Raw genomic sequence first — 14,870 nt, 5'->3', positions numbered from 1 at the left:
CTCTTTGCCAAGAAGTAATGTGCATTATCACTGTTTTTTTAAACGTTATGTCGAACTAACCGAGACGGACGTCGTCTTACTTGGGTTTAAAAGCAACATACAACAAAACAGGCCGCCCATTAACGCATGAAAAACACCTGCGCCATGCTTGTTTCCGCGACTCTTTTGCCTACAGTCGCGTTTGCACAGGAAACGACAGCTTCAAATTCTAAACCAACGTCAGATGCAGCCCCTCTTGCATTCTGCTCAGTCGAACCTGTTACTTTCAGTAGCCAGGCATTAATGCCCAAAGGCCACGTTAAAGTTGAAGCTAACCGTACTGAAATTATCCAAGATACCGTAGCGCTGTTTTCTGGTAATGTTGATATCACGTCAGATACTGCGGTAATTAGTGCATCTCAAGCACAAATTAACGGAAGTGGCAGAGACCTTATTGCGAAAGGCGACGTAACGTATCAAGACTCGCAGTTAAAAGTAGAAAGTGATGCCGTGACCCTTCGCTCTGAAGAAGAGCGCTTAGAAATGCAAAATACCCGCTATCAGCTGACGGGTTTTGTGGGTCAGGGAGCCGCAAAAGATATTGTATTAGATACAGACACGGGAATTGTGCTCAAAGAAGTTAGCTTCACTACGTGTCCTGAAGGCGATGAAGACTGGCTAATACGCGCCAGTGAAATTAGTTTGGAAAAAGGGACCGTATGGGGCCAAGCCAAACACACACGCTTCTACATTGCCGATGTTCCAGTGTTTTATTTACCGTATTTTGCGTTCCCTGTTAGCAACGAGCGCCAAACGGGCTTATTGTTTCCAGAGTTAACCAGTTCAAGCAGAACGGGCGTCGACTATACGCAGCCTTTTTACTGGAACATTGCCCCCAACTATGACATGACCATCTCACCGCGATTGATGACCCTTCGCGGTCTTCAGTTGAATACTGAGTTCCGTTATCTAACGGAGCGTAGCCAAGGCAAAGCGTACGTGGAGTACTTGCCGAGCGACTCAGATATTAGTGGGAACCCTGACCGATATTTTTATCGCTTGGAGCATCAAGGGCTTATAGCTGACAACTGGTTACTAAACGTTGATTTCAACGGATTAAGTGACGACAACTATTTAGTTGACCTTGGTTCAGATTATTACAGTCGCGCTGACACCCACCTATATCGTAGCGTTGGATTAAGTTACTACTCGCAAAATCTATCCGTAAATATGCAGATAAAAGATTTTGAAGTACTGGGTAATACTGCAGATAGCTATCGCGCCGTACCTGAGATCAAAATCAACTACAACAAAGCGTTAGGTGAATATCTAGAGTTCAACCTAGACTCAGAAGTCGCACACTTTGACAATACTCTCGATACCGCTCCAACGGCTACTCGTTTTCACGTTGCACCTACTTTAGCGGTGCCGCTTCGCGCAGCATGGGGTGAACTTGTCGCAGAAACCACGCTTTTTCAAACGGTTTATCAACAAGACAATGTTGAAGGAACTGACTTAAAAGAAGATGTTGAACGCACATTAGGACAAGCTCGCCTTTATGGCGCATTATATTTTGAAAGGGATAAATCGTGGTTCAGCGACGATATGTCGATGACTTTAGAGCCAAAGATTCAATATCTTTATACATCGTATGAAGACCAAACTGCGATTGGATTCTATGACTCAACGCCGCTGTTAACCGACGTTGAAGGATTGTTTAGAGGTCAGGAATTTACTGGCCTTGATAGAATAAGCGATAACAACCAAATCACCCTTGGCGCGACTACACGCATGTTGGATAAAAACAATCGGGAACAATTTGTTCTTAGTGTGGGTCAGATATTCTACCTTGAAGATAACAAAGTCATTGCGGCAACCAAGAATCAAGATCGTTCAGCGCTTGCCGCTGAAGTGGATTGGCGCTTTAATAAAAACTGGTTCTTCCATTCTGATGTGCAAGTGACCACTGACACAGACAAAGTTGACTTAAGCAGTGTGGGTATTGAATACCGCAAAGATGATTCGCGCTTTATTCAATTAAGTCATCGCTATGTTCGCGATCTCAGTGGTGAAACCATAGATCAAATTGGTATTTCGGCAAGCTGGCCTATATCTGAAAATTGGCAGTGGGTTGGCCGTACTTACCGAGATCTTGAACGCAATAGAAGTGTAGAAACCTATGCAGGTATCCAGTATGAATCATGCTGTTGGGCGGTGCGATTAGTTGCACAGCGCAGCCTGAACAACCGTTACAATGCTAGCGGCGAGCAGACAACAGACGATTTTGATTCTGGAATATCGCTACAATTTATTTTCAAAGGCATCGGGTCATCTGGTACCCAAAGAAGCATGCTTCAAGACGGTATGTTTGGCTATCGTCAGCCTTATAGTTTAAATTAACCCGCAGTTGAGCGCTTTACAGCGCTTAAATGCAATCAACCAATAATAAAAGAGTGTGTATGAAGTTCATTATCCGTGCATTGATGTTAGGTGCCCTACTCTCGTTTAACAGTGTTGCGCAAGAGGTCATGCTTGACCGCGTGGCTGTAATTGTTGACCAAGGCGTAATACTTGAAAGTGAAATCGATGCGCTAATACAAGACGTTAAACGCAACGCAGAAGCTAATAATCAACAGCTACCGTCAGATCGTGCGCTTCGTACACAGGCCATTGAGCGTTTAATCACTAAGAGCCTCCAGCTTCAAATGGCAGAGCGTATGGGTATTCGCATTAGCGACCCACAGCTAGAGCAGACCATTAGCAACATTGCAGCGAATCAAAATGCAACGATTGAAGAACTTCGTGCCCAATTAGCGGCAGAAGGTATTGCATACGATGATTACCGCGAAGACATTCGCGAAGAAGTTATCATGGGTGAAGTTCGTCGTGCTAACGTACGTCGCCGTGTTTATATTACACCTCAAGAAATTGAAACCTTGATTGACCTGATGGAACAGCAGGGCGCTACTCAAGCTGAATATCGCTTAGGTCACATTCTTATTGGTTTCCCGCCAGAGCCTACAGATGATGATATTCAATCGGCACGTGAGCGTGCAGACAAAGTCATTTCACTATTAGAGTCAGGCTCTGATTTTGCTAAAATCGCCATTGCGTCATCATCAGGTAACGAAGCGCTCGAAGGCGGTGACATGGGCTGGCTTAACATTAACGCCATGCCGACGCTTTTTGCTGAAGCTATTCAAAACAAAGACAAAGATGCTCTTGTTGGTCCTATTCGAAGCGGTGCAGGCTTTCATATCCTAAAAGTATTAGATACGCGCGGTATTGAGAAAGTCACGGTGGAAGAAGTAAACTCTCGCCACATTCTTGTTAAGCCGTCAATCATTCTTAGCGAAGACAAAGCTAAAGCCATGCTAAACCGCTTCAAGGAAGAGGTGAAAAATGGTGAAGCTGATTTTGCAGAGCTAGCTAAAGAGCATTCAGAAGATCCTGGTTCAGCCCTTCGCGGTGGCGAGCTTGGCTGGTCGGATCCAAATAATTACGTGCCTGAGTTTAAAGACGCACTTGCACAGCTTGAGCCTGGAGAATTTAGTGAACCTGTTCGTACCGTGCACGGCTGGCATTTAATTCAGCTTATTGAACGTCGTATTGATGACGCTACCGATAAGCGCAAAGAAGATAAAGCTTACCAGCTTATCTTCAACCGTAAATTTTCAGAGGAAACCGAGAACTGGTTACGTGAGATGCGTGATGCCGCTTACGTAGAAGTTGTCGACTCGTAACAATAAGTTATTCATGAGTACACCAATTAAAATAGCAATAACGCCGGGAGAACCGGCAGGTATCGGGCCAGATTTGATCATAAAACTGGCCCAGGAAGCATGGCAAGCGCAGCTTGTCGTGTTTGCCGATGGCGAAATGCTCAAAGCACGAGCAAGCGCCTTGGGGCTGCCATTAACGCTAATCGATTACGATGCCACTAACCCGCAAATTCAAGATGCGGGTTCGTTGTTTATAAAGCAAATAGATAAATCCGTTGACGTTACGCCAGGCGAACTTGATAGCGAAAACGGGTTATACGTAGTAGAAACTCTGCGCCAGGCGTGTCAGGCAAATATGGATGGCGACTTCGACGCCGTCGTTACCGGCCCCGTACACAAAGGCATTATCAACAAAGCAGGGGTATCATTCAGCGGTCATACTGAGTTTTTTGCGTATCAGTCCAATACCATTGATGTGGTTATGCTTCTGGCAACTGAAGGTCTTAATGTAGCGCTTGCCACCACGCATATTCCCCTTGAGTATGTAGCGAAAGCTATCACCCGAGAGCGTCTTCATAAGGTCATTCATATCATCAACACCGACCTTAAATTGAAGTTTGGCGTTAAAGAACCTCACATTTATGTGTGTGGCTTGAACCCTCACGCGGGTGAAGATGGTCACATTGGCACTGAAGAAATTCATACCATCATTCCGGCGCTTAACGAACTAAGAGAAGAAGGCTTAAAGATCACAGGCCCTCTACCTGCAGACACCATATTTCAACCCAAATATCTGGAAAATGCTGACGTAGTGCTGGCTATGTATCACGACCAAGGCTTACCCGTGCTAAAATATAAGGGTTTTGGGGCTTCAGTGAATATCACGCTAGGGTTACCTTTCGTTCGTACATCGGTAGATCACGGTACTGCATTAGACTTAGCAGGAACAGGTGAAGCCGACGCCGGTAGTTTCAGAAAAGCATTGGAAAAAGCCATCGAGCTTGCACATCATCAACAATGAGTAAAACACACTTAGGCCATACGGCCAGAAAGCGATTCGGACAAAACTTCCTTCACGATGATTACGTGATAGGCAAGATTGTTGCGGCCATCGCGCCAAAAAATGAACAAAACCTGGTAGAAATTGGACCCGGTTTAGGCGCATTAACAGATCCTGTTTGTGAAGAAGTAGATGCACTCACAGTCATTGAGCTAGACAGAGATCTTGCTAAGCGATTGAGACACCATCCATTTAACGGCAATAAGCTAACGGTTATTGAACAAGATGCGATGACAATGGATTTCGGTGCTTTGTGCAAAGAAATGCCAGTCAAAGACAAAAAGCTTCGCGTATTTGGTAACTTGCCCTACAACATTTCGACACCACTAATGTTTCACCTTTTTGATCATGCTCACTGCATAGAAGATATGCATTTTATGCTTCAAAAAGAAGTGGTAAACCGCTTGGCAGCAGGACCAGGTTCTAAGAATTACGGCAGGCTTTCCGTTATGGCGCAGTATTACTGCCACGTCATTCCGGTACTCAATGTTCCGCCGGGTGCCTTTAAGCCACCCCCGAAGGTTGATTCTGCAGTAGTGAAGCTAGTGCCGCATCAGGCTCCGCCAGTAGACGTTGAGTCTGTAAATACGCTTGAGCGCGTCTGTGCACAAGCGTTCAACCAGCGCCGAAAAACCATTCGCAACTCGCTGAAAGACAGTTTAAGTGAAGAGGAGATCCGTGAGCTAGGTATCGATCCTACCTCTCGCGCAGAAGTATTATCACTTAACGATTTTGCCACAATAGCAAACGCTGTGTCGGCAAAAGAGCACCAACAAGAGCAGTAAGTTCTCTATGGATGTACTTGATATTAAGGTGCGGGTGAAAACCCGTCACCTTCCCGACCACCTTCCGTCAGATTCAAAGCAATTTGCCTTCGCGTACCACATTACGATTGAGAACAATAGCGACCATACGGTGCAATTACTCAGTCGCTACTGGAAAATTACCGATGCAAATGGCAAGACATCAGAAGTTGAAGGTGATGGGGTTGTAGGCAAGCAACCTATCATGAAAGCGGGCGAGCATTTTGACTATACCAGTGGCGCTGTCATTGACACACCGGTTGGGAATATGGAAGGCTACTATGTAATGGAATTAGAGAGCGGCGAGCGTTTTCGCGTTCCTATCGACGTTTTCCGATTAGCCATTCCAAGTATTCTTCATTAAGGTTTCTATGTCGCAAGGTAACACGTACGTCATTGGTGATATACAAGGCTGTTACGATGGTCTTCGTCGCGCGTTAGATAAAGTAAAATTCGACGAAGAAAACGATACGCTACTCGCAGTAGGTGATTTAGTTGCTCGAGGAGAAGATTCTTTGAGCACATTGCGCTTTTTAAAGTCTCTCGGCAGCCAGTTTAGCAGTGTTTTAGGAAACCACGACCTTCACTTACTTGCCGTTGTAAACGGCATCCGCAAAGCAAAAAAATCCGACAAATTAGAGCCTCTACTTAATGCTTCAGACTTGGCCGAACTTATTGACTGGTTGCGTCAGTTCCCGTTGGCAATGAAGTTAGATGAGCAATCAGTAATGGTGCATGCTGGACTCTATCCTAAATGGTCTATCGATGAGTGCGTTTCACTTAGTGACGAAGTTAGCAACATCCTAAAATCCGACAATTACGCTGCTTTTCTTTCAGAAATGTATGGTAATAAACCCAACAACTGGTCAGATAAACTTAAGGGTGATGAGCGACTGCGTTTTATTGTGAATGCGTGTACGCGCATGCGTTTTGTTCATACCGATGGCACACTCGATTTTGATAACAAATCTCATCCCAGCGCAGTATCCCACAGCACTAGTAGCACGTTAAAACCATGGTTTGAAGTAGAGAATAAAAAGCTCGGTGACGATCAACGAGTGGTATTTGGGCATTGGGCAGCTCTGTCGGGCCAAACGAACAGTCATCAATTTATCGGCTTAGATACAGGCTATGTTTGGGGGCAAAGCATGACTTTGCTAAACCTGAACTCCGCTTCGCTTGTGAGTGTTTCTGCCTAAAACCAGAGTTTACTGGCTCCGCAATTATCCAATTCTCACATATTTACGTGTATAATTTTAAGCACCAACTGGTATTACCAGTTAAACTTTCTACACTTAAGTGCTAAATAAAATAAACATTAAGTTATTGTAGCCGATACACTTACTTACGATAGTAACGATAATGTCTCATTATCTACTCAGTAATTAAGCAAACTAGCTTCTTTAATCGCTATATTTTGTTTGCTGAGACGGGTAATATCGTTAGGGATAAAAATAAAAAACACTCATCCAGGAGTTCCGATGAAAATAACGGTAGCCACACGCGTAATCGGGGGATTTGTAGCGATTAGCGCACTTCTGATCGTCATTAGTGTTGTTTCACTTTATAACCTCAACTCAATAGGCTCAGCAACGGAAGAAGTAAATGACGTTGCATTACCCACAGTAGCAGGCAGCAATGCACTTAAAGCCAGCTTTCTCAATATGGGCCGACTTACCTTCGAGAGCTACATCGAAGAAGATCTAAATGGCTTAAAAGACAAACGAGCGTCTTTTAACTCTGCCAAAGACACCTTTGAGAGTGAATATAAGAAACTGGCGCAGGCCGTTAATAACGAGCCTGAACTAAAGAGCACGCTGAATACTGTACGTGAGTCATATGAAGCATATATCACCAATGTTGAAGCGATGTACAAAAATCACCAAATGTATCTTGATATACGCAACACAATTCAAGACAGACTGGGTGACGCTGAAGACAACGCAGACGATGCATCTACCTACCTTCTAGACTTCTCAGACTTAGATGCTGTTCAGCGCGACCCTAACCTACGACGTGCGGCAGAAATCGGCAGTCAACTTGAGACGTCGCTGCTTTCTTTGCTAACGGTTTCATACGAGTACATTAAAACAGAGACACTGGTTCGTTCACAAACGCTAGGCAACGAAGTTGATTTGGTTGTCGAGAAAGTGGTCACGCAATTAAGCGACATGATGCAAACTGCGGGCGGCCGCGATGATTCTGGTACTCTTGATGATATTAACGACTTGGTTAACAACGCAATCAATGCGATTAAAGCTAACGATGGCGTGGTTCAGCTTCATGTTGATCGTCTAGAGCGCAGAAATGATGCTGAAAAAGCGCTTAACGCTTCAGACTCAAATATCGCGCAAGCGGTTGTCGCTCTAGAAAACCTGCTCAATCTTGCAGACAAGAAAGCGTCACATGTAGAAAGTCAGGTTAATGGTGCCATTGCGACGGGCAACACGTTCGTTATTGTGGTTGTTATTATCTCGATTGCAGTAGCAGCATTTATTGGCTACGTGACCGTTCGCGCAATCACACGTCCGCTTTATCGTGTAAATGAACTTCTGACGGTGGCTTCATCGGGTGACCTTACTCACCGCCTAGACGATTCGGCGCAAGACGAATTTGGTCTTTTAGCTCGAAACTGTAATACGCTTATTGGAAACCTTAAGGAGCTCATTACAGCCATTAACGTTCGTGCTGAACAGCTGGCAGCCGCATCGGAACAAACGTCTGCAGTGACGGCGCAAACGACGCATTCAATTCAGGATCAGAAATCACAAATTGGCCAAGTAGCAACAGCAACCACAGAAATGCACTCTACATCGCAGCTGGTTGTGCAAAACGCTGAAGATACACTAAGTCAAATTCGCCATGCGGATGCTGAGGCTGAGAACGTGCGCCAAATCTCACTAGAGAATAAGAACACCATTGAGATCTTATCTCGTGACGTTCAAGAAGCGGCAGACGTTATCAATAAGCTTCATCAAGACAGCGCAAGCATTGGTGGCATCTTAGACGTTATCCGTGGTGTTGCAGATCAAACCAACCTGCTCGCCTTGAATGCTGCTATTGAGGCAGCGCGTGCTGGTGAACAAGGTCGAGGCTTTGCGGTTGTTGCTGATGAAGTAAGAACCCTCGCCAGCCGAACTCAAGAATCGACACAAGAAATCAACGCTATGATTGAAGTGCTTCAAGCGGGTGCTGAAAAAGCGGTATCGGTGATGAATCAAGGTAAAGAGCAAACTGCGGCGTGTGTGGCACAAACTGAAAAGGCTACACAGGCATTGGATATCATCTCTGACGCCGTTCACAAAGCCCATGACGTGAGCTCTCAAATTGAGCAGTCTGCCCGTGAACAGAATACGGTATCACAAGAGATCAGCGAAAAGCTTGAAACTATTGTGGGTATCGCTGAAGAGACGACAGCTGGTGCACAGCAAACGTCTGAGTCTAGCCATGAAGTGGCTCGACTTGCTGAAGAGTTACAACAGTCTATCAGACAGTTTAAAGTGTAACGCTTTTTACGAACCTGTTTTAAGAAGGGGCTTTTAGCCCCTTTTTTGTGTCCGACAATTAATCTGGCACACTTTAGGGATGCATAGATAGTTACTTAAGAACAATTTAACTGAGCATTAATCGGCTTTAATTCGTATAAGGACTATTCGTAACAAACCACTAAAAAAGAATGATATTTTCCCGTTTTCGCTTGCCTCTTCTCATTACTACTTTATTGGTGTCAACAATGATCCAGGCTGAGCCATCATATTACAAAGATACAGAAACCCTTCCTTATTCCATTATCGAGACCCTTGATGAAGATATTGAAGTGAGGCATTACAATGAAGCGTTGGGCGTAATGTCTAGTGGGAATGAAGATAACGGAGCATTTCAGCTACTCTTTAATTATATCTCTGGTGAGAATACATCCAGTAGCAATGTATCAATGACGTCCCCCGTAGAAGTTGGAAAGCGCTCTCAAGAAATTGCAATGACCTCTCCTGTCGAAGTCTCATCTTCAGAAACAATGATGTTTTTCTTGCCCAGCAAATATGACATTAAAAGCGCTCCTGTGCCCACGCACAAAGATGTATCGCTGGTTACTGTACCAGCGAGAACGGTAGCCGCTATTCGTTATTCAGGTTTCAACAAGGACAGCGATAAGAAGCAGTATACGAATAAACTGCTTAAAGCCCTTAGAGACAATAATATTGAGCTTGATGGTGAACCTAGCTATATGGGCTACGACTCGCCTTTTACCCTACCGTGGAATAAACGTCACGAAATCATTGTACAGGTCGACATTTTGAAAGCATCTGCAAACTGATGTGAAATAAAAACAGCCGCCTTTAAGGCGACCGTTTTTTGGGGTCGTTCAGCACATTAGGTGCTTATTCAAATAACGCCGTGTGAAGCTTGCGAACCACGTCGTCACTGTCGGTCTCGTTAACCAAAAACGATAGGTTGTGCGGGTTAGCGCCAAAGCAAATCATACGCAGGTTGAAATCTGAAACCGCAGCTAAAATCTTGCTAGAAACTCCAACAGCGGTTTGCATGTTGTTACCTACAACCGTGACAAGGTCGTAACCTTTTTCTACTTTCACATCACAGATAGTTTCAAGTTCAGCAATGGTCTCTTTGTTTAGTCGCTGAGCCACAGAGTTTGCAGGGTTATCAAGGGTAAAAGATACCGAGATTTCTGACGTGGTAACCAAATCAACACTTAGCTTGTGCTTAGCGATGATGGCAAATACCTGCTGTAGGAAGCCTTGCGCATACATCATCTTCGGTGTTTTCACTGTCACCATTACCTGCTCTTTACGGCGAGTAATAGCACGATACGGTGGTTCGTGCTCACAATCACGCACAATCCATGTACCGCCCTTTTCTGGCTCCTTACTAGAGCCTACAAACACCTTAATGTCTTTGCGAAGTGCAGGCTCCATAGTGGCAGGGTGAAGTACCTTGGCACCAAAGGTGGCCATTTCCGCCGCTTCTTCAAAGCTGAGTTCAGGTAACGGATGAGCAGCTGGCGTGATGCGCGGGTCAGTTGTGTACACCCCTGTTACATCAGTCCAAATCTCACACGATTCGGCATCAAGCGCTTCAGCAAGTAGCGCCGCCGTAAAATCAGAACCACCACGACCTAGCGTTGTAGTACGGCCTTCCTCATCGGCTCCAACAAAGCCTTGAGTTACCACTATCGCGTCTTTAATTTCAGGTGCCAGCAATTGTTTAGACAGCTTTTCGATTTCTTCGATTTGCGGCGCACCTTCTCCAAACTCACTGTCCGTACGTAACACCTTACGTACGTCGAAGTTCATGGTTTTTACGCCCTGCTCTGCAAGCACTGAAGAGAACATCAGCGATGACATCCGCTCACCCATTGAAAGCAGCTGATCTTTTAAATCATCACGGTGAAGGATTTCTTCATGAAACGCTAAGCTTCGCATTTCATCTAACAAGTCGTTGAGTTTTGGCTCAACCGCGTCTTTATCTTTCAACTTGTTAAGAATGGCAAGCTCAATATTGATAATGGCCTGACAGGTCTCTTCAATTTGCTGTTGCGTCATAGGTGTGTGCGCTAAGCTTACCAGGTGATTGGTTACACCTGCCGCAGCGCTCACTACCACAATGCGCGTTTTGTCATTACCGGCAACAATTCGGGCGCAGTTTTGCATTACTTCGTAATTCGCAACGCTAGTTCCACCGAACTTAGCTATCGATAAGGCATTTGTCACTATATTTAACTCCAGAATAAAACTAGCATTTCGCCAGCAGCAACCGCGCCTTTTGCGCGGTTAATCAATCGTTATTTGGTCGCCTACTTTTATATTATTCTCGGCAAACCACCCTTGGTTCATTTCCAACGCGTAAAGTACCTCTTTCGATGATCCGACCGACTCCAAACTATGCGGAGTGAGAGGTTTTATATCCGTTATTACGCCTTTTCTGTCGATAAATGCTACGTCTAGAGGAACAAAGGTATTTTTCATCCACATGCCCGCAAACTTTGGGCTAGAAAACTTAAAAAACATACCGCAGTCTTCACACAAGGCTTTGCGAAACATAAGGCCCTGTGCGCGTTGTTCAAAGGTTTTGGCATACTCAACTTCATAGTGCTTGCCGCCAATCTCCAGTGTAATGGATTCAAAGTCCACTGAATTCAGCGACGATACAGGGTCAACCTGCGCTTTTGCACACCCTAAGGTTAATACAAGTGCAGCAACAATAAAGAAAGATTTTCCCATTAGACATTCCTTTTCGCCATAAAAAAGCCGGTCACCTTAACGGTCACCGGCTTTGTAGTTTATACACTATTTTAAGCAACATTCAATGTTGGAATAATGCGCGCTTTTGCTTCTTCCTCAGCCTTTTTAAAGCTAGGCATTTTGTCGAAGTTTAAGTAGCGGAATACTTCACCCGACATTGCGTTAATTTTACTAGCGTATTCCATGTACTCTTTAGCAGTTGGGATGCGCCCAACGATGGCACCCACAGCAGCAAGCTCGGCTGAGGTCAAATAAACATTCGCCCCATCGCCCAAGCGGTTAGGGAAGTTTCGAGTAGATGTTGAAAGCACGGTTGTGCCCGCATCAACCCGTGCTTGGTTACCCATACATAGTGAGCAGCCCGGCATTTCCGTACGCACACCTACACGACCATAAATGTTGTAATAGCCCTCTTCCATTAATTGAGCTTTGTCCATCTTAGTCGGTGGTGACATCCATAAACGGGTGGGCAGTGTTTTGTTGTACTGCTCAAGTAACTTACCGGCTGCGCGGAAGTGACCAATGTTTGTCATACATGAGCCAATAAAGACTTCATCTACCTTATCGCCTGCAACGTCAGATAAGGTTTTCGCATCGTCAGGATCATTAGGGCAGCACACAATGGGCTCTTTAATTTCGTTAAGATCGATTTCGATAACCTCAGCGTACTCAGCGTCTGCGTCTGCTCGCATCAACTCTGGGTTAGCTAACCATTCTTCCATTTTCTGCGCGCGACGCTCTAGCGTACGTGGATCGCCATAACCTTCGTTAATCATCCAGCGTAGCATGGTAATGTTTGAACGCAGGTATTCAGCAATCGACGCTTCAGATAAGTTGATAGTACAACCGGCTGCTGAACGCTCCGCCGATGCGTCAGAAAGCTCGAACGCCTGTTCTACGGTTAAGTTCTCTAGCCCTTCGATTTCTAAAATACGGCCAGAGAAGGCGTTGATCTTGCCTTTTTTCTCGACCGTTAATAGGCCTTGTTTGATGGCGTACAGCGGAATGGCGTGTACTAGGTCGCGTAGCGTAATGCCCGGCTGCATTTCACCCTTAAATCGCACCAATACCGACTCGGGCATATCTAGCGGCATAACGCCGGTAGCCGCAGCGAACGCGACCAAGCCTGAACCTGCAGGGAATGAAATACCCAATGGGAAACGAGTATGCGAGTCACCACCCGTGCCTACTGTGTCAGGCAGCAGCATGCGGTTTAACCAGCTGTGAATAATGCCGTCGCCAGGACGAAGCGATACGCCACCGCGATTCATTATAAAATCAGGCAGCGTGTGCTGCGTTTCTATATCCACTGGCTTTGGGTAAGCGGCGGTGTGACAGAATGACTGCATGGTTAAATCGGCAGTAAAGCCAAGGCAGGCTAGGTCTTTAAGCTCATCGCGGGTCATTGGCCCTGTGGTATCTTGCGAGCCCACGGTTGTCATTTTAGGTTCGCAGTAGGTGCCTGGGCGAATACCGTCGACACCGCACGCCTTACCCACCATTTTCTGCGCTAGCGAGAAACCCGCTCCACTGTCTTTTGGCTGTTCAGGCGTACGGAATAAATTCGTCGGGCCTAAGCCTAGTGTCTCACGCGCCTTCTCGGTAAGGCCACGACCAATAATCAGGTTGATACGCCCACCTGCGCGCACTTCATCCAGAATCACCTTCGACTTATAGCTGTATTCTGCAAGAAGTTCACCGGTTTCATGGTTGGTGATTTTGCCTTCAAACGGATAGATGTCTATCACATCACCCATGTTCATTTTTTCCACATCGGCTTCAAACACCAATGCACCGGCATCTTCCATGGTGTTAAAGAAGATAGGCGCAACTTTTGAACCAATGCACACACCGCCGCCACGCTTATTAGGCACACCCGGTAAGTCTTCACCAAAGAACCACAACACAGAGTTAGTTGCCGACTTGCGTGACGAGCCTGTTCCGACTACATCACCGACAAAAGCCACGGGATACCCCTTACTTTTGACTTCTTCTATTTGCGCCATTGGGCCTTTAACACCAGGTTCTTCTGGCTCTAAACCTTCGCGGGGCATTTTGTAAGCTGCCAAGGCGTGCAGAGGAATATCTGGGCGAGACCATGCGTCAGGGGCTGGCGACAAATCATCAGTGTTAGTTTCACCTGTTACTTTAAAGACGGTGTAAGTGATTTTATCGTCCATTAACTTGCGCGACGTGAACCACTCACCTTCAGCCCAAGATTTAATGATGTCAGTGGCATGCTCGTTACCCGCTTTGTGCTTTTCTTCCACATCGTGATAAGCGTCAAACATTAAAAGGGTATGTTTCAGCTCTTTCGCTGCCAACGGCGCAAGCGCTTTATCATCTAGTAGCTCCACTAAAGTAGCAATGTTGTAGCCACCGTGCATATTTCCTAGCAGTTCAACGGCTTTCTCTTTAGAGATAAGCTCACAACTGTCTTCACCATTTGCGATTGCACTTAAAAACCCAGCTTTAACGTAAGCTGCCTCATCAACCCCAGGCGGTACACGTTCTGATAGCAGTTCTAAAAGAAAGTCCCCTTCGCCTGCTGGCGGGTTCTTTAATAAATCAACCAGGCCAGCTACCTGTTCAGCGTTAAGCGGTTTAGGTGGAATATTTTGAGCGGCACGTTCTTCAACGTGATTGCGATAGTCTTGTAACACAGTCTCTTCCTCTAAGTTAGCTTGCGCAATGGGAGTAAACGGTCTTGTACGCACTTGACGCAAGGTGTGTTTAATAAATCATCAATAGTATAACTTCACGGGCTCATTTTTTAAATTTCGCGCCCTTTTAATTCACTTATAATCGCTATTCATACCATTACTTTTAAACGGCAAAAGCGATTAAAAAGAAATAAGCAAAGTAACTTTAGCAATTAACACGTAGTAAAGTTATAGGGCTTTATGACTTAAAGACAAGGGGTTAGCTGTATACGATGCTTCTTCAATTGAAGCAAACCGTAAACGATTAATACCAGTCCGCATAGATAATTACCCACTCAGCGAGAGTTAAAATGTTCGTAATCGCGGCGTGTTACCGCAGGTAT

General features: G+C 45.4%; 11 protein-coding genes. 8 read left to right on the top strand and 3 right to left on the bottom strand.

The window, feature by feature from the left end; translation table 11 throughout:
* Nucleotides 1–126 precede the first annotated feature (126 nt).
* The 8 genes from lptD to WA381_RS10590 all read left to right on the top strand — a co-directional run bounded on the left by lptD (nt 127) and on the right by WA381_RS10590 (nt 9,879).
* A complete protein-coding gene (lptD, locus tag WA381_RS10625; RefSeq protein ID WP_014975696.1) occupies nt 127–2,379 on the top strand; it encodes an LPS assembly protein LptD in 2,253 nt (750 codons plus the stop codon).
* Between the two features lie 29 nt (nt 2,380–2,408).
* A complete protein-coding gene (gene surA / locus WA381_RS10620) occupies nt 2,409–3,722 on the top strand; it encodes a peptidylprolyl isomerase SurA (protein WP_289617973.1) in 1,314 nt (437 codons plus the stop codon).
* Between the two features lie 13 nt (nt 3,723–3,735).
* Nucleotides 3,736–4,722 carry a 4-hydroxythreonine-4-phosphate dehydrogenase PdxA gene (gene pdxA / locus WA381_RS10615; RefSeq protein ID WP_014975694.1) on the top strand — a complete coding sequence of 329 codons (987 nt, stop codon included), beginning with the start codon at nt 3,736–3,738 and terminating at the stop codon, nt 4,720–4,722.
* Nucleotides 4,719–5,546: a 16S rRNA (adenine(1518)-N(6)/adenine(1519)-N(6))-dimethyltransferase RsmA gene (rsmA, locus tag WA381_RS10610; protein ID WP_039235837.1), complete on the top strand. Its 828-nt coding sequence runs from the start codon at nt 4,719–4,721 to the stop codon at nt 5,544–5,546. The genes pdxA and rsmA overlap by 4 nt, the downstream gene beginning before the upstream one ends.
* Nucleotides 5,547–5,553: 7 nt before the next feature.
* Nucleotides 5,554–5,928, top strand: a complete 375-nt coding sequence (gene apaG / locus WA381_RS10605; protein WP_014948307.1) for a Co2+/Mg2+ efflux protein ApaG — start codon at nt 5,554–5,556, stop codon at nt 5,926–5,928.
* Nucleotides 5,929–5,935: 7 nt separating this feature from the next.
* The gene (locus tag WA381_RS10600) at nt 5,936–6,763 is read left to right on the top strand and encodes a symmetrical bis(5'-nucleosyl)-tetraphosphatase (RefSeq protein ID WP_156085947.1); all 828 of its coding nucleotides are present in this window, start codon (nt 5,936–5,938) and stop codon (nt 6,761–6,763) included.
* A gap of 282 nt (nt 6,764–7,045) precedes the next feature.
* Entirely contained in the window at nt 7,046–9,070 is a 2,025-nt protein-coding gene (locus WA381_RS10595) for a HAMP domain-containing methyl-accepting chemotaxis protein (RefSeq protein WP_014948305.1), read from the top strand.
* A 227-nt stretch (nt 9,071–9,297) separates the two neighbouring features.
* On the top strand, nt 9,298–9,879 hold the full coding sequence (locus WA381_RS10590; protein ID WP_156085946.1) for an SOUL family heme-binding protein: 582 nt from the start codon (nt 9,298–9,300) through the stop codon (nt 9,877–9,879).
* A 64-nt stretch (nt 9,880–9,943) separates the two neighbouring features.
* Here the strand turns inward: WA381_RS10590 and lysC are convergent, their stop codons facing one another.
* From lysC to acnB, 3 genes are all read right to left on the bottom strand, one after another.
* A complete protein-coding gene (gene lysC, locus WA381_RS10585; protein WP_014948303.1) occupies nt 9,944–11,293 on the bottom strand; it encodes a lysine-sensitive aspartokinase 3 in 1,350 nt (449 codons plus the stop codon).
* 60 nt (nt 11,294–11,353) lie between these two features.
* The gene (locus WA381_RS10580) at nt 11,354–11,803 is read right to left on the bottom strand and encodes a DUF192 domain-containing protein (RefSeq protein ID WP_014948302.1); all 450 of its coding nucleotides are present in this window, start codon (nt 11,801–11,803) and stop codon (nt 11,354–11,356) included.
* Between the two features lie 71 nt (nt 11,804–11,874).
* The gene (gene acnB, locus WA381_RS10575) at nt 11,875–14,487 is read right to left on the bottom strand and encodes a bifunctional aconitate hydratase 2/2-methylisocitrate dehydratase (RefSeq protein ID WP_156085945.1); all 2,613 of its coding nucleotides are present in this window, start codon (nt 14,485–14,487) and stop codon (nt 11,875–11,877) included.
* Nucleotides 14,488–14,870: the final 383 nt, after the last annotated feature.

Origin of the sequence: Alteromonas sp. CH_MED4-4 (genome assembly GCF_037029575.1) — a bacterium.
Lineage (GTDB): Bacteria > Pseudomonadota > Gammaproteobacteria > Enterobacterales > Alteromonadaceae > Alteromonas > Alteromonas macleodii.
This window is presented reverse-complemented; position numbering and strand designations above follow the sequence as displayed.